The following is a 24,688-nucleotide window of genomic DNA, read 5'->3' on the forward strand; positions in this document are numbered from 1 at the left end:
GATTATTTATCCTTGTTGGTCATTAGTTAAAAAAATATGCAGTTTTACGAAGCGAAATTAAAAAAACACGGAAGTCAGCTTAATCGCAGTTTAATCGACGGTATTGAAGTGCTGCAGGGACTGGCATCGTTTGAACGCCCGGTCGGCTGTCGGGAGCTGGCACGTTATCTGGAGCTGGATATTACCCGGGTTAACCGGTTATTGCGCACCTTGGCCTTTGTCGGCTTTGCCCGTCAGACGGACGATCGTAAATATACTACCGGGCCGGCTATGCTGGTGTTGGCGGCGCAAGGACTGTTTGCCTCTGGCGCCACCTCCAAAGCGATTAAACCGCTGGAAGAATTGCGGGTTTATGGTCTGGTGGTGGCGATGGGCGTATTGTGGCACGACAAGGTCACCTATCTGTATCACTCCTTGCCGGATATGGGCTCCGAAAGTCCGCTGGGTCGTCTGGGCTATTTCCCTGCCACCGAATGCGGGGTAGGGATGTCACTCCTGTCAGAGCTGGAAGATGAAGAGATTATTCATTTGTATGCGGATAAGGATATTCCCGGTTACCCTGACGGGATTGACAGCCTGTTGCAGAATATTCAGCAAATCCGTCAGCAGCAATTTGTACGTATGGAAACTCACTATAAAACCCATTTACCCCACCATTCAGTCACTATTGCGGTCAATGTTAAAGGTTCAATGCACAGCGCCATTGCGCTGTCAGGCTGGATCCCGGATGCCGCCACCGATGAACTGGTCGATACACTGAATCGCATCGCCAAAGAGATTGAAGAGCTATCGGATTAGGTTTTGACAGATAAAAAATTGGAGCGGGAAACGAGACTTGAACTCGCGACCCCAACCTTGGCAAGGTTGTGCTCTACCACTGAGCTATTCCCGCATAAAGAAGGTGCTGATAACTAAATCCCTGTTTGTATAGTTCGGTGTTAACATCCAGTTACGCTGCGCATAACCCCACTGAGCTATTATCAAATACATCCTGTATTGAATTTTAAGAAAATTTGGAGCGGGAAACGAGACTTGAACTCGCGACCCCAACCTTGGCAAGGTTGTGCTCTACCACTGAGCTATTCCCGCAATTTCAAACACTAAATGAGTGATGAAAATAAATTTTCGTCCGCTTCATTAACAAGCGGACGCGCATTTTACAAAAATCAACGCCAGACGCAAGTCTTAATTGAAGCAAATTTGTGTTATTGCCCAGTAACAACAGCATAGTGCTTAGATAGTAAACACATGCTGACGATAGTAAGCCAGTTCGGCAATGGATTCGCGAATGTCGTCTAATGCCAGATGCACGCCTTTTTTGCTAAAACCGTCGAGCAATTCCGGTTGCCAGCGGCGAACCAGTTCCTTAATGGTACTAACGTCGATACTGCGATAATGGAAGTAGTCTTCCAGTTCCGGCATATGACGGAACATAAAACGCCGATCCTGGCCAATACTGTTGCCGCATAAGGGAGAGTCGCCTTTGCCCACATAATCTTGTAAAAATGCGATGGTCCGGCGTACCGCTTCGTTTTCATCAACAGTACTGTCTTTACAACGCTGGGTCAGACCAGAATTACCGTGGGTGTTGGTACACCACTCGTCCATGCCATCCAGTACCGCATCGGGTTGATGAATGGCCAGCACGGGTCCTTCGGCCAGAATATTCAGGTTGGCATCGGTGACGATGGTGGCGATTTCCAGAATTTTGTCGCTATCGGGATTAAGCCCGGTCATTTCCAAATCGATCCAAACCAGATTGGTTTTGTTCGGTGTCATGGGTAAAAATCCTTAGTCAGTGTCAATCCGCCGGTGGGCAGGGTATTATAGCGGCCTACTATAATTCAACCGTAGATACTGTGGCAAAAAGAAACAAACTTACCCAGCGACAAAAACGTCGCGTGTCATCCAATTTGCAAAAGCGTCTGGAGCAGAAAACCGATTCGCTGAGTGACGAACAGCTTGGCGAACAGCAGGCTGGAGTGGTGATTGGCCGCTTTGGGCAACATGCCGATATTGAAGCCGACCAGCAAATATATCGTTGCCATATCCGCCGCAATATTCAGGATGTGGTTTGTGGTGACCGAGTATTGTTTCGTCCCGGTAAGGATTCCAATGCTAATGTCAGCGGCGTGCTGGAAGCGGTTGAGCCACGGTCATCGGTGCTGACCCGGCCAGATTATTATGATGGTGTTAAGCCCATCGCCTCCAATATTGACCAGATCATCATCGTCAGTTCCGTTTTACCGGCATTATCATTGAATATTATTGACCGTTATATCGTTGCCTCGGAAGATGTGGAAATTCCGCCGGTGATTTTGCTCAACAAAGTGGATTTACTGTCGGCCGAACAACGACAAGAAGTGGAAGCACAATTAGCCTTGTACCGGGATATCGGTTATCCATTGTTGTATTTAAGCTGTAAAACCGGTGAAGGTATGCAACAACTGGCGGCGTTGCTTAAAGATAAAACCAGCATTTTTGTCGGTCAATCAGGGGTAGGTAAGTCCAGTTTAATCAACCAGTTACTACCTGATGCCGAGGAAATCGTCGGTGACGTGTCGGATAACTCCGGCTTGGGGCAACACACTACCACTGCAGCCAAGTTGCTGCATATTCCGGCCGGCGGCGATTTGATTGATTCGCCCGGCGTGCGCGAGTTTTCGCTGTGGCATCTGCCGGTTGAACGTTTGACGTCCGGATTTGTCGAATTCCGGGATTATCTGGGCGGTTGTAAGTTCCGCGACTGTAAACACAAGGATGATCCGGGCTGTTTGCTGCGTGAAGCGGTTGAACAGGGTAAAATAACCCGGCAACGTTTTGACAGTTACCATAAAATATTAGATGGACTGGATGAACATCGACCGGCATATTCGACAGACAAAAAATAATAGTCAATCTGATCTAAGCACGATGCCCAGAATACGCTAAAATTGCCATCCCGAATAACAGGAAGTCTCGTTTTGTTTGATAATCTAAAAGTACAACTCCAGTATATTATGCCTAAACATGCCCTTTCCCGCCTGGTGGGTAAGCTGGCCGCTGCCCGGGCCGGTTTTCTGACCACCTGGTTGATCAAGCTGTTTATCAAGCAATACAAAGTCAATATGGATGAGGCGTTACATTCAGATCCTAAATATTATCCCACCTTTAATGAATTCTTTACGCGTGAATTAAAACCGGGTGTGCGCGAGATTAATTCCGATCCGCTGGTTATGGTGCACCCTGTGGATGGTGCTATTAGCCAGATGGGCGAAATCGAACAGGAACAGATTTTTCAGGCCAAGGGCCATCACTACAGTTTAACTGCCTTGTTGGGCGGAAATAGCCTGTTGGCCGAACCTTTCCGTGACGGTAAATTTGCCACTATTTATCTGGCGCCAACCGATTACCATCGCATTCATATGCCGGTGACGGGTACCCTGACCGACATGATTTATGTGCCGGGCGAGCTGTTTTCGGTTAATCCGTTAACTGCTGCCAATGTACCGGGACTGTTTGCCCGTAATGAGCGGGTGGTGGCTTTGTTTGATACCAAATTTGGCAAAATGGGATTGGTGCTAGTCGGCGCTACTATTGTGGCCAGTATTGAAACCGTATGGGCAGGAACGGTGACGCCACCAACCGGCAGTAAGGTCAATCATTGGACCTATCCCGCCCGTGGCAAGCATGCCATCACCTTGAAAAAAGGCGAGGAGATGGGCCGGTTTAAGCTGGGTTCTACTGTCGTGGCGGTGTTCTCACCTGATATGGTGGATTTTGAATCTTTGCAGCCGGGCGAGCAAACCCGACTAGGACAAACTCTGGCCACGTTGATCCCGTGAATCCTGTTAGCCGAAGTCTCTATTCGCTGCACCTGGCGGTGATGCTGCTGGGATTTACCGCGTTGTTCTCCAAAATTATTCCGTTGTCTGCCACGGATATTACTTTTGGTCGCTCGATTGTGGCCAGTATCACCTTAATTTTGCTGGTGAAAATCACCAAAGGTTCACTCAAATTACATAGCTTGAAAGATTATGGCATCGCCATTTTGCTGGGGATTTTGATGGCGGTGCATTGGGTTACCTATTTCTCTGCGATGCAATATTCATCGGTGTCGGTGGGTATGATAGCGCTGTTTACTTTCCCGGTGATTACCGTCTTTCTAGAACCGTTTTTTGAAGGCATAAAACTGGTCTGGCAGGATATTTTCAGTGCCATTGTGGTGTTTCTGGGCATTTTCCTGATTGTGCCGGATATTTCGCTGGATAATGACACCACACTGGGGATTGGCATCGGCATATTATCGGCGTTTTTATATGCATTACGTAACCTGATCCACCGAAAATACTTTAACCACTATTCCGGCGCACATGCTATGGCTTATCAAACCCTGGTGATTGCGGCCTGTCTGGTGTTTTTTATCTCGCCCAATATCGCTCATGCGTCATCATCGACTCTGGGGTTGTTGGTATTGTTGGGCACAGTGTGCACTGCGGCTCCCCATGCGTTAGTCGCTGCCTCACTACAGCATTTACGCGCCAAGACTTTTTCATTGGTGGCCTGTATGCAACCCTTTTACGGGGTGATTCTGGCAGTGATAGTGATTGATGAGAAACCGGACTGGAAAACGGTTCTGGGCGGATTACTGGTAATCTCGGCCGCTATCTACGAAACTGTTAATGCCCATAAACTGCACAATCTCAAATCGGAAAGATAGAGTGTTTTTATGCTGATTATTGCCCACCGTGGCGCCAGCGCCGACGCACCCGAAAATACCTTGCTGGCATTTGAAAAGGCGATTGCTATGGGGGTCGATGGCATCGAGATCGATATTCATTCGGTAGGCGACCAGCTGCTGGTTATTCATGATCGCTGGCTGAAACGCACCACCAAAATGGATGGTCAGCTTAGCGATTACAGTTTTGATCAGCTACGTAAACTCGATGCCGGTATGGGTCAGCAAATTCCGACCTTATGGGAAACCATGCAATGTCTGAATGGCCAGTGCTCATTGAATATCGAACTCAAGGGCATTAATGATGTGGTGCCGGTGCTCAAGCATATTGATGATGCGGTGGAGCAGCTCAACTTTGAGTTACATCAATTTCTACTTTCCTCGTTTAACCATCATTTGTTATTTGAAATCAAGCAATTACGTCCTGATATCCAGACAGGAGCATTAACGTCTTCTTGTCCACTGGATTATGCCTTATTTGCTGAGCAGCTACATGCCATGTCAATTCATATGGATATTAACTGCGTGCAACCTAAATTTATCCAGGATGCAAAGCAGCGAGGCCTGCAGGTTTATGTTTTTACTGTCGATGAAATTGCCGATCTGGATCATCTTGCAGCAATGGGGGTGGATGGTGTGTTCACCAATACGCCGGATAAAGCCTTAATACGCAGGGCACATCAATATACCTTTCATCCTTGAAACTGCAAGTTTGTTGGCTCGATGCTGACGGGCTGAAGTCCGACTTACACGGGTTGGTTGTGGATCGGCATTTATGCCGTCATGTCTCGATGCTGATGGACTAAGGCTCGACCTTAACTAAGCTCATGGGGGCTGATTCATTTGCCGCCGCGGTGCAATTCCAATGATTTTGGGTATATACGGGGGATTTAGTGATTCTCGCAAGCCTTGCAGTCATTGCATAATTTCAGATTAACGATATGCGCACTGATTAGTAAAAAGGCGCCTGCTGCAATGGTAAAGGGTTCATAACTGTCACCAAACATGCCTTTATTCCAGTAGATTAAGCCACCGACACACAAACTATACAGAGGATAAAGCTGGCGGTGGTAGCGATAAAAACCGGAAAATAACGCCCAAAAACCCACCAGTAACGATAATGACAAGATAGTGCGCTCAAACCAGGCTTCGGCAAAAAAGCTGGCGCCAATCAAAGGAGCAATCGGCAGTAAAACGGGCAGGGCGAGACAATGGACCGCACATAAACTGCTGACCCAAATGCCGAATCTGTCAAGAACCCCGTTTTTGGTGATGGTCATAATAAAACGCTATTTGCCTGATCGGATAAAGAATTAACGTTATAATATAACATTTCGTCTTTAATGCAAACTGCTATTTTATTAAGCGGCGAGTTGCTTTATCAGTTCTTCACTAATGCCTGAGGACGCTGCGGTGATCCAGATGGTTTTGTTGTTGATATTCATTGACCATCTGGTGCCAATTGAACAGGTTCCGGTGATTCTTTTTCGCCATCCTGTTGTCTGGCCAATAGCAGCGAGTCGGCTCGATACTCGAAGACTTGGCTGACCGGGATCAGTTCTATGCCGGCCTCGCGTAGTTGTGGTAAATGCTGCTGCAGAAACTTGAGGGTAGCGGGATGGGGATGAGCAATGCCGACTGCCTGACGGTATTTCCGGGCGATCCGGACCAAGCGTTGTAATTGAATATTCATCTGTTCGGTATTAAGCGTATGATCAATAAACACATTGCGATGCCAGGCCATCACTCCCTGCTTTTGGGCTATTTTCTCGGCTTTGCTGTAACGAGTGGTGCGGCTATCGACAAAAAACAGGCCGTGTTTGCGCAAAAAAGCCATAGTGGTGGTCATTGGCAACGTCAGTTGAGTTAATTTACTGCCCATATGGTTATTGATACCAATAGCATTGGGAATATTGGCTAATGCATATTGCAATTTTTGCGTGATTAGCTCCGGCTGCATTGTTGAAGTAATGGTGCCCGGGCCGGGATTATTTCCCGCCAGCGATTCCATCGGCATATGCAGCATGACTTCCCGATCCTGAGCGGCGGATCGTGCAGCAAATTCTTCCGAAAAAGGCGTATGCGGTAAAATGGCAAAGGTTATGGCGGCTGGTAAATCAAAGGCCGCTTCATCAACCCGGCTATTCCCCATATCGTCAATAATCAGCGCAATACTGGCAGCGTGCAATACAAAGGCGCAGCTGTAGGAGATGCAAAATAGAATAAATTGTTTGATGCGCACTATTATTATCTTTAACTCGTTATTATTGTTCAGGGATACAGACCCTAGTGTATTCAATCGGCCATATAGGTCAACTTAGCGGCTCAACCATTGACTGGGATTGACCGGGCTGCCTTTATGGCGGATCTCAAAATACAACCCGGGCCGTGACTGTCCACCACTTTGTCCAACCAGTGCGATGGTATCACCCTTTTTGACTGTTTCACCCACTTCCTTCAGCAGGGCTTGATTATGGCCGTATAAGCTCATATAGCCTTCACCGTGATCGAGCGCGATGACTAATCCAAAACCTTTTAGCCAGTCCGCATAGAGTACTTGTGCATCCTGTACCGCCTGCACTGGTGCACCTTCATTGCCGTAAATCAAAATGCCTTTCCAACGTACCTGACCTTGTCTTCTGGCTCCAAATAGCTTGCGCATCTGGCCCTTGACGGGCTGTTGCAAATGACCTTTGAATTTAGCCAAACCATTCAGGGAAACAGCGCCCTGCGAGCTTTGCCGTTGTGCCCGTTCCTGCGCTGCCTGTAATGCTTGTAACAGGGTTTGTTCATTGATCTGCAATTGTTCTACTTTGGCCGCTTCTGAATCAATTTTCTTGTTCAATGATGCCAGTGTTACTTGTCTGGACTGTTGTTGGGCCGTGAGCTTTTGTTGCTGTTTTTGTTGCGAGGTTTTTAACGATTCCAGTTGTTGCTGTTTTTCCACCAGCTCTGCGGCAATGGCGTCCAGTTCTATCCCCAGCTGTTTAAATTCGTCAATTTGCTGCTGTCGTTCGGCATTCAGGTACTGGTAGTAGGTGAGCATGCGTTCAAAGGTACTGGCACTTTGCAAATTAAAAATCATCTTGGCGTAATCGTGATTACCCGCCATATAGGCAGAACGTAATTGCTTGGCCAAAATGGCTTCTTGCTGTTTTTGCTGTTTCTGCAGTTTTTGCTGCCGTTCAGTTAACGACGATTGTTGTTTGATATTATCAGTTAATTGTTTTTGGGTTGCGGCCAAGGCTTTAGCGCTGATGGCAATATCCAGTTCCTGCTGTTTAAGCTGCTTTTGTAATTCTTTGGCAGTGGCAAGATTGGATTCAATCAATTGTTGCTTTTGTTTTATTTGTTGCTGCAGATCTTGCAGTTGTTGCTGTTCTTCTTCCTGGGCAATGGCTGACAAACAAAAAAACATGGCGCCTGCCAGAAGCATGTAGCGCCATGTTGGACTTTTTAACGACTTGATATAGGGCAAGGCGTTCAGCCTAGTCTTTTAAAGTAACGATAGGTGTACCTGTCATTTCTGACGGTTGTGGCATACCCATCAGATGCAACATGGTAGGCGCGACATCGCTGAGTGTTCCACCAGTTCGTACATTGGCATCCCTTCCAAAATAAATAAAAGGTACAGGGCCATTGGTATGGGCGGTATGTGCCTGACCGCTGTCGACATCCACCATTTTTTCGGCGTTGCCATGATCGGCAGTGATCAAGCATTCTCCACCGACCTTTTTCAATGCTTCGGTAACCCTTCCAATACAATGATCAACGGCTTCGCAAGCTTTGATGGCAGCCGATAGAATGCCGCTATGGCCCACCATATCACCGTTAGGATAATTACAGATAATGGCGTCATATTTACCTGACTCGATGGCTTCAACCAGTTTGTCTGTGAGCTCGGTTGAATTCATTTCCGGCTGTAAGTCGTAGGTGGCGACATCAGGAGACGGAATTAATATGCGGTCCTCGCCCTCATAGAGTTCTTCGCGTCCGCCACTGTAGAAAAAGGTGACATGGGCGTATTTCTCGGTTTCTGAAATGCGTAACTGGGTTTTGTGATGTTGTGCCAGCCAGTCTCCCATCACGTTTTTCAGTTCTTCCGGAGCAAAGGCAATAGGTGCATCGATACTGGCGGCGTATTGGGTCAGCATTACAAAGCCAGCCAGAGCCGGTTTGCTTTGTCGCTCGAAGCCGTCAAAATCCTTATCGACAAAGGCATGGGTCATTTCCCGAGCCCGGTCAGCGCGGAAATTCATAAATAATACTGTGTCACCGTCTTCCATCTGGACGGGTTCGCCGATAACAGTAGCAGGCACGAATTCGTCGTTTTTGTCAGCGTCATAGGCTGCTTGTAAACCAGCAACAGCATTGTCAGCAGGATGCCCCTTACCCAAAGTGATCAAATCGTAGGCAGCCTGAACCCGATCCCAGCGATTATCGCGGTCCATGGCGTAATAGCGACCAACGATGCTGGCAGTTTTGCCCACTCCCAGTTCCTCGAATAAAGCATCGGCTTGTTTCAATGCGCTCTCGGCGCTTCTTGGCGGGGTATCCCGGCCATCCAGGAAAGCGTGCAGATAAATCTTGTTGGCGCCGCGTTGGGCAGCCAGTTTGATAGCGGCGAAAATATGATCCTGGTGGCTATGCACACCGCCGTCGGATAACAGGCCCATAAGGTGCACGGCTTTGCCTGCTTTGACCGCTTTGTCGATATTGTCCACTAACACTGGATTAGTAAAAAAGTCGCCATCCTGAATAGATTTGGTGATGCGGGTAAAGTCCTGATACACAATGCGTCCGGCACCAAGATTAACATGGCCTACTTCCGAGTTACCCATTTGACCGTCCGGCAAGCCTACATCCAACCCCGAGCCAGAGATCAGGGTATTCGGGTACTGTTCTACCAGTTTGTCCAGAACCGGGGTGTTGGCCTGAGCAACGGCATTATCGGTGGTCTCTTCACGATAGCCCCAGCCATCTAAAATGATCAGTACCAAAGGTTTGCGACTTGACATTTAACAACTCCATATTGATTGACGACATGAGCATTTTAGCCTGACTGAGGTGATAAACAACAGGGGATGGGGGAGTTATTGTTGTTATCAGGCAAAATATTTACAGCTGCGCCAATAAGTTAACCCGAGTTGGGGTTAAGTTAATCAACAGAATCGGCTTTAGGCTGGTTTAAAAATGGTTTTTCTATATACTTTGCAGTCATTTTTTCTGCGCTCACTTTGGAGAGGAATCAGTCAATATGCAGCAATTGATAGAGTTTGTCGGTAACCATTATTTTTTGGCGGGTGCCTGGGTTGTGCTGTTTTTTGCCATCCTGTTCGGTTTTATTTCAGCCAATATGTCTCCGATCAAGGAAATTGGTACCCATGAAGCGACGTTGCTGATCAACAAGCAAGATGCGCTGGTGGTAGATATTCGTCCGGCAGCCGAGTTCAAAAAGGGACATATTCTGGGCGCCAAACAGCTTAAGGCCGAGCAAGTGAAAAATGCTGACTTCAGTACACTTGAAAAATATCGAGGCAGTCCCATTATTGTAGTTTGTGCGATGGGAATGACGGCAAAGCGTACCGCAACACAAATGCTTAAAGCCGGATTTTCACAAGTGAAAGTGCTTAAAGGTGGAATGAATACCTGGCAAGGTGCCAATCTTCCGGTCAGCAAATAAGAGGCTAGCATGGCAAAGGTAGAAGTTTACACTAAGGCATATTGTCCTTATTGCATGCGTGCCAAGGCATTGCTTGCGCAAAAAGAAATTACCTTTGAGGAATACCGGATCGATCTGCAGCCTGAGTTACGTGCGCAAATGATTGAGCGTGCTAGCGGGGGCTATACCGTACCGCAGATTTTTATCGACGATCTGCATATTGGCGGTTGTGATGAAATGATGATGCTCGAAGCACAAGGTCGGCTGGATCCTCTTTTATCAAACTAATTTAAAACTAACTTAATATTATAAGCCGCTTGGCGAAATTGAATTTATTTAGGAACTATTATGACAGATGAAGTTAACAACAACGGTGCCGATGCGGCAGCTCAGGCACAAGCGCCACAGTTCGCAATCCAGCGCATTTACCTGAAAGATCTTTCTTATGAGGCGCCGAATGCCCCAACGGTTTTCAAAAAAGAATGGAAACCGGAAATCAAGCTGGATGTTGATACCCGCAGCAATAAGGTAGATGAAAATCTGTATGAAGTGGTGTTGTCTATCACCGCGACTGCGTCTTTAGGTGAGGAAACCGCATTCCTGATTGAAGTACAACAAGCCGGATTGTTCACTATTGGTGAAATGCCCGAAATGCAAGGTGCGCAAATGTTGGGTGCTTATTGTCCTAACGTATTGTTTCCTTATGCTCGTGAAGCGATTTCCAATATGGTTAATCGTGGAACTTTCCCGCCGCTGAATTTGAATCCGGTTAATTTTGATGCCGTATTTGCTGCCTATATGCAGAAACGCGCTCAGGAAGCCCAAGCGGCACAGCAAGCGGATGCGCCAGCTGACGCATGAGCCAATGCACCGGTAATCTAACGGTATTGGGGGCGGGCTCTTATGGTACCGCCCTGGCCATTTGTTTTGCCCGCAACGGTATATCGACAGCACTTTGGGGTCGTGATCAAAAGCAAATGGCGCAAATGGCCCATAGCGCGTCTAACCAGCAATATTTACCTGATGCGGTCTTTCCGCCAGCCTTGCAGGTAGTGCCTGATCTTAAACAATCCATTGCACACAGTGAAAATATACTGGTAGTGGTGCCCAGCCATGCCTTTAGCGATATGTTGCGTCAAATACAGCCGCTATTAAATAACGGGCATCGTATTGCCTGGGCAACCAAGGGACTAGAGCCGCAAAGCGGCGGACTTTTGCAGGATGTTGCCCGAGGTATTTTGGGCGACGAGAGGCCCTTGGCGGTACTTTCCGGACCGACTTTCGCCAAGGAAATGGCCGCCGGTTTACCGACGGCAATTTCTGTTGCGTCAACCGATGACGATTTTGGTGACGATATCGCCAATATGCTGCATTGTGGCAAAACTTTCCGGGTTTATCGTAATAACGATTTTATCGGTATTCAGCTCGGCGGTGCGGTTAAAAACGTCATTGCTATCGGTGCCGGTTTAGCTGATGGCATAGGCTTCGGCGCCAATGCCCGCACTGCATTGATTACCCGGGGTTTGGCCGAATTAACCCGTTTGGGAGAAGCGCTGGGTGCGAAACCGGAAACCTTTATGGGCATGGCCGGTTTAGGCGATCTGGTACTGACCTGTACCGATAATCAGTCGCGCAATCGTCGTTTTGGTCTGGCATTGGGTCAGGGTAAATCGGTTGAACAGGCCATGAGTGAAATAGGTCAGGTGGTGGAAGGCTATCGCAATACCAAAGAAGTGCATTTACTGTCCCGCAGGGAACAGGTTGAAATGCCCATTACCGAGCAGATATTTCAGGTGCTTTATCAGGGCAAAAGTCCGAAAGAAGCCGCGCTAGCATTATTAGGCCGCACCCAGAAAAGCGAATAGCCACGATTTAGCTATCCGGCTCCGGACTAAACCTGAGTAACACGCTTAGTCCGCCTTGTGGATTATTGACAGCATGGATATGACCTCCCATACCTTCGATAGCCTTGGCAGCAATGGCCAGCCCTAGTCCCACTCCCCCCGAATCCCGACTGCGCGACTCGGCAGTTCGATAAAAGGGAGTGAAAATTTTCTCCAGTTCAGCACTAGGAACTCCGGGACCGTCGTCACTGATGATCAATTCAATATTATTCTGCGGCGTTTTATGTAGCGAGATTGACACCTTGCTATTGGCATATTTGATACCGTTACGTAATAAATTCTCGATGGCGCTGGCCAGCAAGGGTTTGGAGCCGGACAAGGACAGATTCGGCTGCAAATCGACTTCTATTTTTTTATTTTGAGCTTCGGCTTCGAATATGGCGTCGCCGATCAGGGATTCCATCAATGGATCCAGGTTAATATGTTGAAAAATAATATTATTTTGCCGAGCATCTAGTCTGGATAAGGTCAATATTTGCGCCAGCATCGCGTCAATGCGCTGGGCCTCGGTTTCTATTCGTTGTAACTGCGGAATATCCAGATCCGCGTTTTGTTGGGCGATACCTATCGCCACCTGCAATCTTGCTAATGGTGAGCGCAGTTCGTGGGAGATATCGGCCAACATACGCTTTTGGCCGCTGACCAGCTGCTCCAGCTGAATCGCCATATGGTCAAACTCTCGCCCTAATTGGCCTATTTCATCGTGGCGATAACTGGTTTCTCCCGAGCGTGTTGTCAGATCTCCCGCTCCCATTTTGGCCGCCGCAGCTTTTAGCCTGCGCAGCGGTTTTACTAATGACCAGGTCAGTAATAAACACAATAAGCCACTGATCACTATCGCAACCATGATAAGGAAAATAGGCGGTTGGCGTTTGACATCCCGAAAGAAAGTTGGCGGCATGCGTTTACCAACGAACAACAGATAAGCTTGCTGGTTAATGGTCACCTTAGCCGGGCCGACAAAGCGCCAGCCGGGCAACATAATTGAAAACGCTGAAGGCTGATCAATCAGATCCAGAAGCACCTCCCGCATGGGGATCTCCGGATGGGGAAAGCCGGCAATAAACTGTTTACTATCCGGATTGAGCAATAATAAATCGGTTCGGGATCGGGAGCCAATACGCCCCAGCATTTGTGAAAGCTCCGGTTCGTTTAGCGGACGTTTATCAATAAACTGGTTCAACCGGTTTAACGATGCATTCAACTGCTGTTGATCCTGAGGCTGCATGGGTCGCAATGTATGCTCCATGGCCGCTTGCCGGGCGATCCAGGCGGTACTGAAAATAATCAGCAACATGGCCAACCAGAACCACAGGAAAATGCGCCCGAACAGACTGTTTAGCGGATTCAGTTTAGACAGCGCAATCATACTAGTGACTCGGTAAAAATATAACCCGAACCGCGTACTGTCTTGATCTTTTCATTCTCGCTATATTGACCGATTTTTTTGCGTAGATTGCTGACATGCATATCGATACTCCGGTCAAAGGCGGCCAGTTTGCGGCCTAAAACCTGCTCGCTAAGTTGCTGTTTGCTGACCAGATTGCCGCAATGGCTCATCAGAATATGCAAAATACCAAATTCGGTGCCGGTTAGTTCAATGGGATGAGTATTGCATTGCAAGGTCTGGTTGGTTGGATTGAGTACCAGTTCTGCGGTAGACAAGACGAGCTGTTGCTGATTGTTGGCCAAATGATCAATGCGTCTGACGATAGCCTTAATTCGGGCAGACAGTTCTCGCGGGTTGAACGGCTTGGGCAGATAGTCATCAGCACCCATCTCCAGACCGAAGATACGATCAAAGTCGTCACCTTTGGCAGTCAACATAAGCACCGGGGTCAAATCTGTCTGGCGCAGCTTCTTTAGCACTTCAAAACCATCCATAACCGGTAACATGACATCCAGCAAAATCAGATCAAAATGTTTGGCGGATGTCGCCATAGTCAGGCCGGTCTTGCCATCATGCGCGACATCGATGCTGTACTCCTGGGGAGACAAATATTCGGTCAACAGCTCGGTAAGCTCCAGATCGTCGTCGATGAGCAATAATGATTTAGGTTGCATGCGTGGTACCTCTTTCCCCGATGATCTAATGCTACTGGTTAACCTTAATACGAAAAACCCCCGACAGACACCTTTACACAAGATTTACAGTCGCTTTGCGTTACTTTGCATTGCAACGCCTAAGCTGTAATCGAACAATCTATGGAGGAATTCAATATGAGAGCGATTAAGATTTTACCTAAACTTGTTAAACCCGCTGCCCCGTTGTTGCTAACGGTGGCCATGATAACTCAACCTGTTTTTGCCCATCAGGGCCCGCAAAGAATGGGAGAGCTACATGGTTTATTAAAGCAGTTGGAACTGACGGTTGAGCAAAAAAGCAGTATTGGTGATTTAGTTAAACAGCAGCGTGACAATGCGTCTGCCGCACAAGATGGCGATCTTCATCAGCAACTTAAACAGTTGATCCAGGCAGACAGTTTTGATGAGGTTGCAGTGACCAATATACTGAGCAGTCGCATTGAATCATCAACACAGCGACAATTGCAGCGTGCTCAACTTCGTCACCAGATTTGGTCCCTGTTGACTACTGAACAGCAGCAGAAGTGGCTGGATATCAGCGATGATCGGGATGAATGGCAACGGCCTCCCCGTGAGCCCAAATTATCCCGGCTCGATTTAACCGAAGACCAACAGCAGCAGCTCCAGCAGTTGCGCAGCGAAATGCAGGCGAGCCAACAGTCATTTCGTACCATGATGCAAGAACTCCGTGAACAGGAGCAAGCACTAGTGACCAGTGACGAGTTTAATCAGCAGCAATGGTTACTACTGGCCGAACAGCAACAGCCCAAAATGCTGGCTTTTGCTGTGGAACAGGCCGAAAACCGGCACAAAGTATGGCAACTGCTGACGCCTGAGCAGCAGCAGAAACTGCAGCAACGTATGGAGCGTTTTAAACACAGGGCGGGAGATAAACCGCGCCACCGCCTGTTATCATAATTAACCCCAGCTCGGGATAAGCCACGCCTCTCAATAACGCTCTTTTTGCGCCTGGCAGTGTTGGGGTGAATTAGCGCAACGCAGCGGGAAGGGAAACCCGCTTACTTTCAGTCTTATTACACGGCGCCAGCAAAATCCAGCTGTCGCCAGGCCTCATATACAAATACCGACACCGCATTGGACAGGTTCATACTGCGGCTATTGGCAATCATTGGTATGCGCAACCGTTGCTGTTGTGGCAAAGATTCAATGATTTCCATGGGTAGTCCGCGTGTTTCCGGGCCAAATAACAGACTATCACCCGCCTGATAATGGGCATCGGCGAAATTGGCCGTACCTTTGGTAGTGCAAGCAAATACCCGTTTAGGTTGTTGTTGTGCCAGATAGCTATCCAGATCCGGGTAGCGTTTTACTTTGGCGAATTCATGATAATCCAGTCCTGCCCGGCGAACTTTTTTGTCATCCCAATCAAATCCTAATGGTTCGATAAGGTGCAGGGAGAAACCGGTATTGGCGCATAAACGAATAATATTGCCGGTGTTAGGCGGGATTTCGGGTTGGTATAAAACAATGTCCAGCATCAGTTATTGCACAGGAGTCAAATTTGGCGCCAGCATAGAAAAAAAACCTTAGAGTGTAAAATTTAATTCTTCGCGCCAAGTTGGCGAATCAATGCGTTGTTTATCCCTGCGCCACTTTGGCTAATTTGCGCATAAAACCTTCCAGATCATTATTATCGGCATAATCCAGATTGTATTTTCCATGAAAATACAAGGTAAGGGTGACCTGGTTAAACTTCAGGAAGCAGGTATAGCCGTCGAAATCATGCCAGGCTTCAATATCCTGATAGAAATAATGGCCATCTCGCTTGTCGCCTTTTTCACAGACCTGATTGAACACAGCCAGTGCCTGTTTTACGTTGAGTTCGTTTTGCATGCTTGACCTCCAATCCAGAGACCCGTTCAAAGGCCGTGTTTGTCATCGGGCTTCGGGGTATACTAGCGCCCTAAGTATTTAAAATTTAATCAGTTATGCAATCAAATCAGCATATTCAACACTACAGTTTCTGGGTCAGGCTGGCAACAAGCTTGGCGCTGATCATTGCTGGCAGTATGATTTTGGTCAAAATGTGGGCCTGGTATCAAACGGATTCCGCTACCATGCTGGCGTCGTTAAGTGATTCAATTTTTGATGTGGCGGCCTCGGTGATCAATTTTTTTGTGATCCGCTACGCACTCATGCCGGCCGATGATGATCACCGTTTTGGCCATGGTAAAGCAGAATCTCTGGCGGGTCTGGCTCAAGCGGCATTTATTTTGGGCTCGGCACTCTTACTGATTTTTCATAGTCTGGAGCGGATCAAAAATCCTCATCCGGTCAGTCGGCCAGAATTGGCAATTTATGCCACCTTGTTCAGTGTAGTCGTCACCTTGTTGCTGGTTATTGTACAGCGCATCGCGATTAAAAAGACTCAATCGGTGGCACTAAAAGCGGACTCAATGCACTATCAATCTGACTTACTGATGAATTTGGCGGTTCTGGTGGCGATAGGTATGACCATGACAGGTTATAGCAGCGTCGATGGCTGGTTTGCCATCGGTATTGCCCTGTATCTTGTCTGGGGGGCTCGCGAAATTGCGATGGAATCTGCCGCAGCCTTAATGGACAAGGAACTGCCGTCAGAATTTACCCTGCAAATCGAGCAAATTGTTAAACAGCATCCGCTGGTTTACGGAGTACATGATATTCGCACCCGTCAGTCCGGAGCGACCAAGTTTGTCCAGTTTCATCTGGAGCTGAATGACAACATGAGCCTGTTTGACGCGCATCGCGTGTCGGATAAAGTCGAAGCCGATATTGTCGCGGCTGTTCCCGAGGCCGATGTGTTAATCCATCAGGATCCGATTTCTGTGGTCAATAAAGGCTAGCGGCTAATGGCTTTGGAAAAAGGCCAGAATATGGTTCATCACTGGAATACGATAGCTGTCTTTTTCCATCAGTAGTTCGTGGTTGGCTCCATCAATGCCTATTTTGGCGCATTGCGGCATTTTGTCACACACCTGATCCTGTGACGCATTATCGACCACTTTATCGCTGCCGGCTTGCAACACCAGGCTGGGAGTCTGGATTTGGCTAGCCCGCAACTTGATGTTATCCATGGCCGAAATCGCCTGGTCCAGCCATTTAAAGGTAACACCACCTAATTTAGCTTGCGGATTATCTTCATATACCTGGCGGAAAATCTTGTAACGTATCTTGCTGTGAGTCAGGGTGTTGACTGCAAAAGGCACGGCCAGATAATCGGTTTGACCAATAAAGTACCAGTTTTTATCGGAAAATAACCCGTTGACCGCCAGCCCGGAACTAATCAGCGGCTCTCCCAGCCAATCGGGCAGTGGTGATTTAATCCCGAACATGGGTGATGAAAAAGCCGCTGCAGCAAAATCATCCGGATAGCTGAGCAAATATAATGCACCAATTGCCCCGCCCATGGAATGGCATAACAGTTTGGGCTGATGACTGGAATGAGGCTGCACAACTTGGCTATAAAATTGTTTCAGATCTTGTACGTAATCGTCGAAGTTTTCCACGTATCCGCGCTGGGCTTCCGGGATCATTCGCCCCGATAAACCTTGCCCACGATGATCATGAATAAAAACCGAATACCCGTTTTGATACAGATCAAAGGCCAGTTCTTTATACTTGAGTAAAGTCTCAATCCGGCCGGAAGAGATCACCACCGTACCTGTGGCGTCAGGATTGAGCAGGTAGGCATACTCAATCTTGACTCCGTTCACGCCATTAAAACTGCCGTTAACAACATTATTTTGCCAGAAAGGTTCAATCTGACTGGAATACTGCTGTTCCAGATGATCTTCAATTGAGAGTGGAAAAGGTTGTGACATGGTAACGGCTGCCGCTTGGTGAATGAACAGGGCAATGAAAAAGGGCCATAACAGACTGCGTTTTATCATTAGCCAGTGTGATTGTGGAATATGCATAGGCGGCCATTATGGCATGTAATAGTGTCAAAAATTCAACCAGAAACGAAAATTTATTCACATCAGGTGCAGGTAATATCGAGTAGTCCGGTGGAACCTCCAGACTACTCAGATAATTTTAAACTGCGGTTTTAACCTCTTTAATCCAGTTTTTAATCCGTCGCTCCAATATTTCCAGTGGCAAAGCACCTCCACCAAGCACCGCATCGTGGAAGGTACGGATATCAAACTTGTCGCCGAGTTCCTGTTCGGCTAGATGACGTAATTCGAGTATTTTCAGCATGCCGATTTTGTACGAAGTAGCCTGCCCGGGCCAAACGGTGTAACGGCGTACTTCCGACTTGATCGCTTCAGCGGCGATCGGGGTTTTTTCCTTAAAGTAGCTGATCGCCTGCTCTTCACTCCAGCCTTTGGCGTGAATACCGGTATCAACGACTAAACGCACAGCGCGCCACATTTCGGTAATTAAACGACCAAAGTCAGAATAGTCATTCTGATAGGCTCCCATTTGTTTGGCCAGCAATTCAGCATACAGTGCCCAACCTTCCACGTAGGCAGTAAAGCCAGCCTGGGTTCTGAATTCAGGTACAGAGGTAAGTTCCTGAGCAATGGAAATTTGCATATGGTGACCGGGCAGTCCTTCATGATAGGCGACGGCCTCCATCTCGTTCTTGGGCATGGCGCGCATATCTGACAGGTGGGCGTAGTAGACGCCGGGGCGTGAACCGTCAGGTGTGCCGGGGAAATAATGCTGTGCGGCACCGGGTTGTTCGCGGAACGCCTCCACCCGTTTTACCACCAGATCAGCCTTGGGCAGGATGCCAAAGTATTCTGGCAACTTCTGTTTAATAAAGTCGAGATAGGCCTGGGCATCATCAATATAGGCTTGGCGCCCTTCATCGGTATCCGGATAAAAAAACTGATCATCAGTGCGAATAAATTCGAAAAACGCATGTAAATCACCGTCAAAGCCGACCTTGTCCATGATCGCTTCCATTTCTTTAGTGAGGCGATCCACTTCTTCCAGGCCCAATTGATGAATTTGCTCGGCGGTCAAATCGGTGGTTGTACTTTTTTGTAATTGATAGTTGTAATAAGCCTTGCCGTTAGGCAGTGTTGATGCACCTTGCGCGTCGGTGTCGCTGTTGGCCATATCCTTGGAAAACCAGTCAATCAGTTCTTCATAGGCCGGTTTAAACTTGGTTAACAGCGCTTGCTTGGTTTCTTGCAGTAACTCGTTACCCCGTTCTTCGTTGATACTTTTGTCTGCCATCAATGCAAGTATCTTGTTTTTGGCATCGGCCCAAACCGGCGAGTCATCGTCACTTTCGGTAAAGGGATTACCGGTAATCTGGCTGGTGGATTCCTTGATAACGGCTTCATAGGCATAGCGGGGAGGCCGCACCGAATGATCGGTATTGACCTGAGCCTGGGTCAATAAATCATGCAAGGCAGTGGAAACACCGCCTATACGTTTATTGTAAGCCAGCATGTCCTGTTCATTCTCGACCTTATGAAAACTGATCAGAAATTGCGCCATAAAGGACTGCATACCCTGCATTTGATTAAAAACGTAGCGGTTATGCACAAATTCCTGACCGGCTAGCGCCTGTTCGTACTGGTAAACCCAGATGTCGTAGGAGGTTTTGGCTTCCAGATCCAGCTGGTCATAATCAAAGCTGGCTTTCATTTCTTTGACGGTTTCACCTTGCCAGGCTAGCACACGCTGTTCTTCAGCCAGTGACATATTATCTATCTGATCATATTTGTCTTTGCGGCCCAGGAAGGTCATTTCCATCGGACTCATTTGCAATTTTTCTTCGTATTTTTTGGCGAACCAGCGATTCAGTCTTTCGGTTTCGGACAGTTTGGCTTTGGCCGCTTCGGGTGTTTTGGCTGTGGACTGGCTAGCGGATTCGTTGGGTTGGCAGGCCGACAATAAGCCAGCCAAAGCAATTAATAACAGAGCATGACGCATATTATTCTTCCTTATAGATGCTCGGGTGGTTGTTTAAAGGGAGTTCGTTGTTAATAAAAGAAAATATATACCTAAAATAAACTAATCGCATAACTATTTGATTGATTAATGATTTTCCTGTCATTCCTACGTTATTTTGGGCCAGGAATCCACTATGTCGTCATCTAATTACTGGACCCCGGCCGAAAACACTAACGGGCTGACGAGTTTTAAAATTCTTTTCTTTGTGTTCTCTGCGCCTTTGCGTGAGCAAATTTTGTATATCTATTGTGGCAGGCATATGTGTCCGATCATATTGCGCAACAGATTAACCGTAGGATCGATATACTCCAGCGCTATAAATTCATCCGGCTGGTGAGCCTGGTTAATACTGCCGGGACCGAGTACTAATGTGTCGCAACCCAACTCGCTGATAAAGGGCGCTTCGGTGCAATAATTGGCGCTTTGTGGTTTAAATCCGGTCAGTTTTTCGGCCAGCTGAATGATGTCTGCCTCTTGTTTGCAAGAAAAAGACGGCACGGTGGCGTACATCAGTTCGCGACTAATCCGGTCTGGCCATTGTTGTTGTAACGGCAGTAATAGTTCATCGAGCTGGGCTATCACCTGTGCATCCGACATGCCGGGTAGCAGGCGAATATCAAAATTAAGTTGGCAATGGCCGCAGATCCGGTTTTCACCATCACCACCATGTATATGGCCCAGATTCATGGTGGCTTGCGGAACGGCAAAACTGTTGTCCTGTCGCTCGGCTAATTGCTGTTTTAACTTGAGTAACTGACTTATGGCCTGATAAGTGATTTCGATCGCATTGACCCCTTTGGCCGGATCGCTGGAATGACCTGCCTGTCCTTTGATATTCAGGCTATGTGCCATATGGCCTTTATGTTTGTATATAGGTTTAAGTTCGGTGGGCTCACCAATAATTGCCACATCCGGTTTGACCTGCTGTTGGCTGGCAAAAAAGCGGGCGCCGGCCATTGATGTTTCTTCATCAGCACTGGCTAATATGTATAAGGGTTTGTGCAGCTTGTTCAGCGGGATATCTTTTAGCGCTTCCAATATAAAAGCAAAAAAACCTTTCATATCGCAGGTACCCAGTCCAAACAGGCGATTGTCCTTTTCAAATAATTTGAATGGATCGGAATTCCATTTGCCTTCGTCAAAAGGCACGGTGTCTGAATGACCAGCAAGCAATAAACCACCTGTTCCCGAGCCAATTTTGGCCAACAAATTGTATTTTTCGCGGGTATCGGGTACGGGTTGAATAGATATTTCGAATCCAAAATCAGCAAAGTGCTCCGCCAGATACTGAATCAGAAGCAAATTTGTCTGGTCTAACCCCGCATCAAAGGCGCTGATTGTCGGCGTAGCGATGATGTTGCGGTAATGCTGGATAAATTTCATTATATAAATACCAAATAATTATGCAAAAAAGTTGAATAAATATGTTTTAGCTGGCATTCTTACCACTAATTCGATTTAACGCAAACTTAATATTAAATGAAACAAATTAATGCCAACATATGGACCCGGGCGATCTCCCTATTTCAGCGACGATCTAACTAAAGGATATAGTTGTTTACGCTGTCTTTTTTTATTTTTTCTATAATTTAACAAAACCTTATTAAGTCTGATATGAAAATAAAATCCTGTATTTTTGGAGCCAGTGGCTATGCTGGCGTTGAACTGATTAGTTTATTGCTGGCGCATCCAGAGTATTCACTGGAGGCACTGTTTGTATCTGAAAATAGTGCTGATGCGGGTAAAACAATGGGTGAGCTATACCCGCAGCGCCCGGCGATGGCTGATTTAGTTCTGCAATCCGGCGATTCTGCGCAGCTACAGGCAATGGCCGAACAAATGGATGTGATTTTCCTGGCTACACCCCATGAATTCAGCCACGACATTATGCCGGTCTTAACATCCGCTAAGGCACGAGTAATGGACTTATCCGGGGCATTCCGGATTAAAAATCGCGATGTATTTGCCAGTAATTATGGCTTTAGTCATCAACATAGTGATCTGCTGGAGCAGGCCATTTATGGTTTAGTGGACTGGCATGCCGACGCATTGGCCGGTGCCAAGTTAGTTGCCGTTCCCGGCTGTTATCCCACCGCATCTTTATTGGCCTTAAAACCGCTATTTGAAAATCAATTACTGGATAGCCAACTGCGTCCGGTGATTAATGCCGTTTCCGGCGTTAGTGGTGCCGGTCGTAAAGCGGCCTTGAACAACAGCTTTTGTGAAGTCAGTTTACAGGCTTATGGGGTATTAAATCATCGCCATCAACCCGAGATTGAAAACTGGCTGGGAACAGAAGTGATCTTTACTCCGCATTTGGGTAATTTCAAACGCGGTATCTTGGCGACCATTACTGCCAAGTTAAATGCCGGGGTGACGGAGCAGCAGATTAGCGATGCGTTTCAATCCGCTTATGCCGGTAATCCGCAAATTCAGTTACGTCATACTTTCCCCAAGGTGGAAGATGTGGTGAATACCGGGCGCTGTGATTTGGGTTGGAAATATGATGCCGACAGTGGTTATCTGGTGATTTGCAGTGCCATTGATAACTTGCTCAAAGGCGCCGCTTCGCAGGCGTTGCAATGTGCCAATTTAAGTTTTGGTTTGGATAAAAATAGCGGGTTGCCCTTATGAGTGTGAGTGCAATATCGCCGTTGGTGATTAAAGTGGGTGGTGCCTTACTGGATAGCCAACAACACCTGACCAAGCTATTTGCAGTTATTGCGCAAGTGCAACAGTCCCGTCCGGTATTGTTGGTGCATGGCGGTGGTTCGCTGGTCGAGCAGTGGTTAACCGCATTGAATTTACCGTCCAGCAAAATTGATGGTTTACGGGTGACGCCTCGGGAACAAATTCCATTTGTGGTCGGTGCATTGGCCGGGGCGGCCAATAAACAGCTAGTCGCACAGGCTAAAATAAATCAAATTAACGCGGTTGGCTTAAGTTTGGCCGATGGTGATATTGCCATCAGCCAGGCACTTGCTGCCAAGTTTGGATGTGTTGGTGCATCACAAGGCGGCAGTGGTGAATTGCTAAAGCTGTTGATTACTCAACACTATGTGCCAATTATCAGTTCTATTGGCTGTGATGAACAAGGCCAGTTACTTAATGTGAATGCCGATCAGGCGGCTGTTGCTGTGGCACAAAGTATTGGTGCCGAGTTGCTATTGCTATCTGATGTACCCGGTGTACTGGATGCCAAACGCGAATTGATCCCCGCCCTTAACGCTGAAAATATTCAACAATTAATAGCACAAAACGTGATTCTGGATGGCATGGCCGTCAAGGTCAATGCCGCACTCGCTACAGCTAATTTGATCGGTAAACCGGTGATCATCGCCGGTTGGAAGTCGCCGGAAAAACTGGCTGAACTCAGCCAGGTCGAAGCCGTCGGGACGACTATTTATCCACAAACAAGTATTTAACCAGATATAAATATTTACCCTGAAGTCAGTGTGAGCGCTGAATCAATGAAGGAGTTTTAAATGCAACAAGGTTTATTAACGTTTGCCGAACACAGCGCAGAGCAGATTAACCAGTTACTTCAACTGGCCAAGGATTTCAAAGCTAATCCTGCCAATTACAGTCAGGTATTGGCAGGAAAATCTATTGTCGGCTTATTTGAAAAACCGTCATTACGTACGCGCGTTAGTTTTGATATCGGCATTAATAAACTGGGTGGTCATTTTGTTTATCTGGATTGTCAGGATGGTCAGTTGTCCGGGCGTGAAACACTAAAAGATATTGGTGGCAATCTGGCTTGTTGGGCCGATGGCATTGTGGCTCGAGTATTCAAGCATCAAACCTTATTAGAAATAGGTGCCGGTGCTGATGTGCCAGTGATTAATGCCTTGTGTGACTTGTATCATCCTTGTCAGGGATTGGCGGACTATCTAACGTTAAGCGAAGCCTTTGGTGAACTGAAAGGCTTGAAGATTGCCTATGTAGGTGATGGTAATAACGTCACCCATTCATTAATGATTGTCGGGGCTATTTTGGGCTGTGAAGTACGCGCGATTTGCCCGGAAGGTTACTTCCCTGATCCGGCTATGGTGGCTAAAGCCGAGCAGTTAGCCGCACAGAGTGGTGGAAAAATTTCGGTCAGTAGTAAAGTTGAAGATATGCACGGGGTTGATGTACTTTACACCGACACTTGGATTTCCATGGGTGATAACACTAAGCTGGAACAAATTGAACAGGCGTTTATGCCTTATCAATTGAATATGCAGCAGTTTAATCAGTCCGGGGCAAAATATGTTTTACATTGTCAGCCTGCGCATCGTGGTCAGGAGATCACCAGCGAGTTGATGGATAGCGGTTATTCATTATTATTGCAGCAAGCTGAAAACAGAATGCATGCGCAAAACGCCATATTAATTAGTTTGTTTAAATAAGAGAGAA

26 protein-coding genes and 2 tRNA genes are annotated in these 24,688 nt (G+C 47.3%); 14 read left to right on the plus strand and 14 right to left on the minus strand.

The features are described 5' to 3' along the window. The first annotated feature begins 36 nt into the window (after positions 1-36). Positions 37-798, plus strand: a complete 762-nt coding sequence (locus V1467_RS01445; protein ID WP_416307032.1) for a helix-turn-helix domain-containing protein — start codon at positions 37-39, stop codon at positions 796-798. A gap of 19 nt (positions 799-817) precedes the next feature. On the opposite strand, the gene V1467_RS01450 is transcribed toward V1467_RS01445, so the two are convergent. The 3 genes from V1467_RS01450 to orn all read right to left on the minus strand — a co-directional run bounded on the left by V1467_RS01450 (position 818) and on the right by orn (position 1,779). Further along, a tRNA-Gly gene (locus V1467_RS01450) sits at positions 818-892 on the minus strand. 122 nt (positions 893-1,014) lie between these two features. Next, positions 1,015-1,089, minus strand: a tRNA-Gly gene (locus V1467_RS01455). Positions 1,090-1,233: 144 nt separating this feature from the next. Next, positions 1,234-1,779 carry an oligoribonuclease gene (orn, locus tag V1467_RS01460; protein WP_416307033.1) on the minus strand — a complete coding sequence of 182 codons (546 nt, stop codon included), beginning with the start codon at positions 1,777-1,779 and terminating at the stop codon, positions 1,234-1,236. Positions 1,780-1,859: 80 nt separating this feature from the next. Between orn and rsgA the strand changes: the two genes are divergently transcribed. The 4 genes from rsgA (at position 1,860) to V1467_RS01480 (ending at position 5,419) form a co-directional block, all read left to right on the plus strand. Next, on the plus strand, positions 1,860-2,891 hold the full coding sequence (rsgA, locus tag V1467_RS01465) for a small ribosomal subunit biogenesis GTPase RsgA (protein WP_416307034.1): 1,032 nt from the start codon (positions 1,860-1,862) through the stop codon (positions 2,889-2,891). A 72-nt stretch (positions 2,892-2,963) separates the two neighbouring features. Further along, positions 2,964-3,824: an archaetidylserine decarboxylase gene (gene asd, locus V1467_RS01470; RefSeq protein ID WP_416307035.1), complete on the plus strand. Its 861-nt coding sequence runs from the start codon at positions 2,964-2,966 to the stop codon at positions 3,822-3,824. Further along, entirely contained in the window at positions 3,821-4,699 is an 879-nt protein-coding gene (locus V1467_RS01475) for a DMT family transporter (RefSeq protein ID WP_416307036.1), read from the plus strand. Before asd ends, V1467_RS01475 begins: the two co-directional genes overlap by 4 nt. A gap of 9 nt (positions 4,700-4,708) precedes the next feature. Next, the gene (locus V1467_RS01480) at positions 4,709-5,419 is read left to right on the plus strand and encodes a glycerophosphodiester phosphodiesterase (protein WP_416307037.1); all 711 of its coding nucleotides are present in this window, start codon (positions 4,709-4,711) and stop codon (positions 5,417-5,419) included. Between the two features lie 188 nt (positions 5,420-5,607). Here the strand turns inward: V1467_RS01480 and V1467_RS01485 are convergent, their stop codons facing one another. From V1467_RS01485 to gpmM, 4 genes are all read right to left on the minus strand, one after another. Further along, positions 5,608-5,997 (minus strand): MerC domain-containing protein, encoded by a 390-nt coding sequence (locus V1467_RS01485; protein ID WP_416307038.1) that lies wholly within the window; start codon positions 5,995-5,997, stop codon positions 5,608-5,610. 161 nt (positions 5,998-6,158) lie between these two features. Next, positions 6,159-6,959: a divergent polysaccharide deacetylase family protein gene (locus V1467_RS01490; protein ID WP_416307039.1), complete on the minus strand. Its 801-nt coding sequence runs from the start codon at positions 6,957-6,959 to the stop codon at positions 6,159-6,161. 75 nt (positions 6,960-7,034) lie between these two features. Next, on the minus strand, positions 7,035-8,135 hold the full coding sequence (locus V1467_RS01495; protein ID WP_416307040.1) for a murein hydrolase activator EnvC family protein: 1,101 nt from the start codon (positions 8,133-8,135) through the stop codon (positions 7,035-7,037). A 70-nt stretch (positions 8,136-8,205) separates the two neighbouring features. After that, on the minus strand, positions 8,206-9,735 hold the full coding sequence (gene gpmM / locus V1467_RS01500; protein ID WP_416307041.1) for a 2,3-bisphosphoglycerate-independent phosphoglycerate mutase: 1,530 nt from the start codon (positions 9,733-9,735) through the stop codon (positions 8,206-8,208). Positions 9,736-9,974: 239 nt separating this feature from the next. Between gpmM and V1467_RS01505 the strand changes: the two genes are divergently transcribed. From V1467_RS01505 to gpsA, 4 genes are read left to right on the plus strand one after another with little or no spacing between them, the layout of a single operon-like run. Further along, on the plus strand, positions 9,975-10,400 hold the full coding sequence (locus V1467_RS01505; RefSeq protein ID WP_416307042.1) for a rhodanese-like domain-containing protein: 426 nt from the start codon (positions 9,975-9,977) through the stop codon (positions 10,398-10,400). A 9-nt stretch (positions 10,401-10,409) separates the two neighbouring features. Beyond that, the gene (gene grxC, locus V1467_RS01510) at positions 10,410-10,667 is read left to right on the plus strand and encodes a glutaredoxin 3 (protein WP_416307043.1); all 258 of its coding nucleotides are present in this window, start codon (positions 10,410-10,412) and stop codon (positions 10,665-10,667) included. 60 nt (positions 10,668-10,727) lie between these two features. Next, positions 10,728-11,240 carry a protein-export chaperone SecB gene (secB, locus tag V1467_RS01515; protein ID WP_416307044.1) on the plus strand — a complete coding sequence of 171 codons (513 nt, stop codon included), beginning with the start codon at positions 10,728-10,730 and terminating at the stop codon, positions 11,238-11,240. After that, on the plus strand, positions 11,237-12,244 hold the full coding sequence (gene gpsA / locus V1467_RS01520; RefSeq protein ID WP_416307045.1) for an NAD(P)H-dependent glycerol-3-phosphate dehydrogenase: 1,008 nt from the start codon (positions 11,237-11,239) through the stop codon (positions 12,242-12,244). Before secB ends, gpsA begins: the two co-directional genes overlap by 4 nt. 7 nt (positions 12,245-12,251) lie before the next feature. Here the strand turns inward: gpsA and V1467_RS01525 are convergent, their stop codons facing one another. Continuing rightward, positions 12,252-13,652 (minus strand): ATP-binding protein, encoded by a 1,401-nt coding sequence (locus tag V1467_RS01525; RefSeq protein ID WP_416307046.1) that lies wholly within the window; start codon positions 13,650-13,652, stop codon positions 12,252-12,254. After that, entirely contained in the window at positions 13,649-14,347 is a 699-nt protein-coding gene (locus V1467_RS01530) for a response regulator (RefSeq protein WP_416307047.1), read from the minus strand. The genes V1467_RS01525 and V1467_RS01530 overlap by 4 nt, the downstream gene beginning before the upstream one ends. 156 nt (positions 14,348-14,503) lie before the next feature. Here V1467_RS01530 and V1467_RS01535 point away from each other — a divergent pair, with 156 nt between their 5' ends. After that, positions 14,504-15,286 carry a Spy/CpxP family protein refolding chaperone gene (locus V1467_RS01535; RefSeq protein ID WP_416307048.1) on the plus strand — a complete coding sequence of 261 codons (783 nt, stop codon included), beginning with the start codon at positions 14,504-14,506 and terminating at the stop codon, positions 15,284-15,286. 116 nt (positions 15,287-15,402) lie between these two features. On the opposite strand, the gene trmL is transcribed toward V1467_RS01535, so the two are convergent. Both trmL and V1467_RS01545 read right to left on the minus strand, forming a co-directional pair. Then, positions 15,403-15,867, minus strand: coding sequence for a tRNA (uridine(34)/cytosine(34)/5-carboxymethylaminomethyluridine(34)-2'-O)-methyltransferase TrmL (gene trmL / locus V1467_RS01540; protein WP_416307049.1), 465 nt, complete (start codon positions 15,865-15,867; stop codon positions 15,403-15,405). Between the two features lie 100 nt (positions 15,868-15,967). Then, on the minus strand, positions 15,968-16,222 hold the full coding sequence (locus V1467_RS01545) for a DUF3081 family protein (protein WP_416307050.1): 255 nt from the start codon (positions 16,220-16,222) through the stop codon (positions 15,968-15,970). 95 nt (positions 16,223-16,317) lie between these two features. Between V1467_RS01545 and V1467_RS01550 the strand changes: the two genes are divergently transcribed. Continuing rightward, positions 16,318-17,214 (plus strand): cation diffusion facilitator family transporter, encoded by an 897-nt coding sequence (locus V1467_RS01550; protein ID WP_416307051.1) that lies wholly within the window; start codon positions 16,318-16,320, stop codon positions 17,212-17,214. Positions 17,215-17,217: 3 nt separating this feature from the next. Here the strand turns inward: V1467_RS01550 and V1467_RS01555 are convergent, their stop codons facing one another. The 3 genes from V1467_RS01555 to argE all read right to left on the minus strand — a co-directional run bounded on the left by V1467_RS01555 (position 17,218) and on the right by argE (position 21,670). Further along, positions 17,218-18,288, minus strand: coding sequence for an alpha/beta fold hydrolase (locus tag V1467_RS01555; protein WP_416307052.1), 1,071 nt, complete (start codon positions 18,286-18,288; stop codon positions 17,218-17,220). A gap of 118 nt (positions 18,289-18,406) precedes the next feature. After that, the gene (locus V1467_RS01560) at positions 18,407-20,266 is read right to left on the minus strand and encodes a DUF885 domain-containing protein (RefSeq protein ID WP_416307053.1); all 1,860 of its coding nucleotides are present in this window, start codon (positions 20,264-20,266) and stop codon (positions 18,407-18,409) included. 264 nt (positions 20,267-20,530) lie between these two features. Further along, on the minus strand, positions 20,531-21,670 hold the full coding sequence (argE, locus tag V1467_RS01565; protein WP_416307054.1) for an acetylornithine deacetylase: 1,140 nt from the start codon (positions 21,668-21,670) through the stop codon (positions 20,531-20,533). Between the two features lie 231 nt (positions 21,671-21,901). Between argE and argC the strand changes: the two genes are divergently transcribed. The 3 genes from argC to V1467_RS01580 are packed head-to-tail and all read left to right on the plus strand — an operon-like array spanning position 21,902 to position 24,681. Next, a complete protein-coding gene (argC, locus tag V1467_RS01570; protein WP_416307055.1) occupies positions 21,902-22,921 on the plus strand; it encodes an N-acetyl-gamma-glutamyl-phosphate reductase in 1,020 nt (339 codons plus the stop codon). Beyond that, entirely contained in the window at positions 22,918-23,712 is a 795-nt protein-coding gene (gene argB / locus V1467_RS01575) for an acetylglutamate kinase (protein WP_416307056.1), read from the plus strand. The genes argC and argB overlap by 4 nt, the downstream gene beginning before the upstream one ends. A 60-nt stretch (positions 23,713-23,772) precedes the next feature. Next, positions 23,773-24,681, plus strand: coding sequence for an ornithine carbamoyltransferase (locus tag V1467_RS01580; protein ID WP_416307057.1), 909 nt, complete (start codon positions 23,773-23,775; stop codon positions 24,679-24,681). Positions 24,682-24,688: the final 7 nt, after the last annotated feature.

Source organism: Neptunicella plasticusilytica (assembly GCF_047922965.1).
Lineage (GTDB): Bacteria > Pseudomonadota > Gammaproteobacteria > Enterobacterales > Alteromonadaceae > Neptunicella > Neptunicella plasticusilytica.

Excerpts from the sequence above, each read along its gene's own strand:
- V1467_RS01580 (WP_416307057.1), top strand. The coding sequence starts at position 23,773 with ATGCAACAAGGTTTATTAACGTTTGCCGAACACAGCGCAGAGCAGATT.
- V1467_RS01545 (WP_416307050.1), bottom strand. The coding sequence starts at position 16,222 with ATGCAAAACGAACTCAACGTAAAACAGGCACTGGCTGTGTTCAATCAG.
- V1467_RS01525 (WP_416307046.1), bottom strand. The coding sequence starts at position 13,652 with ATGATTGCGCTGTCTAAACTGAATCCGCTAAACAGTCTGTTCGGGCGC.
- V1467_RS01550 (WP_416307051.1), top strand. The coding sequence starts at position 16,318 with ATGCAATCAAATCAGCATATTCAACACTACAGTTTCTGGGTCAGGCTG.
- secB (WP_416307044.1), top strand. The coding sequence starts at position 10,728 with ATGACAGATGAAGTTAACAACAACGGTGCCGATGCGGCAGCTCAGGCA.
- V1467_RS01495 (WP_416307040.1), bottom strand. The coding sequence starts at position 8,135 with ATGTTTTTTTGTTTGTCAGCCATTGCCCAGGAAGAAGAACAGCAACAA.
- argC (WP_416307055.1), top strand. The coding sequence starts at position 21,902 with ATGAAAATAAAATCCTGTATTTTTGGAGCCAGTGGCTATGCTGGCGTT.
- argB (WP_416307056.1), top strand. The coding sequence starts at position 22,918 with ATGAGTGTGAGTGCAATATCGCCGTTGGTGATTAAAGTGGGTGGTGCC.
- gpsA (WP_416307045.1), top strand. The coding sequence starts at position 11,237 with ATGAGCCAATGCACCGGTAATCTAACGGTATTGGGGGCGGGCTCTTAT.
- V1467_RS01555 (WP_416307052.1), bottom strand. The coding sequence starts at position 18,288 with ATGCATATTCCACAATCACACTGGCTAATGATAAAACGCAGTCTGTTA.
- V1467_RS01535 (WP_416307048.1), top strand. The coding sequence starts at position 14,504 with ATGAGAGCGATTAAGATTTTACCTAAACTTGTTAAACCCGCTGCCCCG.
- trmL (WP_416307049.1), bottom strand. The coding sequence starts at position 15,867 with ATGCTGGACATTGTTTTATACCAACCCGAAATCCCGCCTAACACCGGC.
- gpmM (WP_416307041.1), bottom strand. The coding sequence starts at position 9,735 with ATGTCAAGTCGCAAACCTTTGGTACTGATCATTTTAGATGGCTGGGGC.
- V1467_RS01505 (WP_416307042.1), top strand. The coding sequence starts at position 9,975 with ATGCAGCAATTGATAGAGTTTGTCGGTAACCATTATTTTTTGGCGGGT.
- V1467_RS01530 (WP_416307047.1), bottom strand. The coding sequence starts at position 14,347 with ATGCAACCTAAATCATTATTGCTCATCGACGACGATCTGGAGCTTACC.
- argE (WP_416307054.1), bottom strand. The coding sequence starts at position 21,670 with ATGAAATTTATCCAGCATTACCGCAACATCATCGCTACGCCGACAATC.
- V1467_RS01485 (WP_416307038.1), bottom strand. The coding sequence starts at position 5,997 with ATGACCATCACCAAAAACGGGGTTCTTGACAGATTCGGCATTTGGGTC.
- V1467_RS01480 (WP_416307037.1), top strand. The coding sequence starts at position 4,709 with ATGCTGATTATTGCCCACCGTGGCGCCAGCGCCGACGCACCCGAAAAT.
- grxC (WP_416307043.1), top strand. The coding sequence starts at position 10,410 with ATGGCAAAGGTAGAAGTTTACACTAAGGCATATTGTCCTTATTGCATG.
- V1467_RS01445 (WP_416307032.1), top strand. The coding sequence starts at position 37 with ATGCAGTTTTACGAAGCGAAATTAAAAAAACACGGAAGTCAGCTTAAT.
- V1467_RS01560 (WP_416307053.1), bottom strand. The coding sequence starts at position 20,266 with ATGCGTCATGCTCTGTTATTAATTGCTTTGGCTGGCTTATTGTCGGCC.
- orn (WP_416307033.1), bottom strand. The coding sequence starts at position 1,779 with ATGACACCGAACAAAACCAATCTGGTTTGGATCGATTTGGAAATGACC.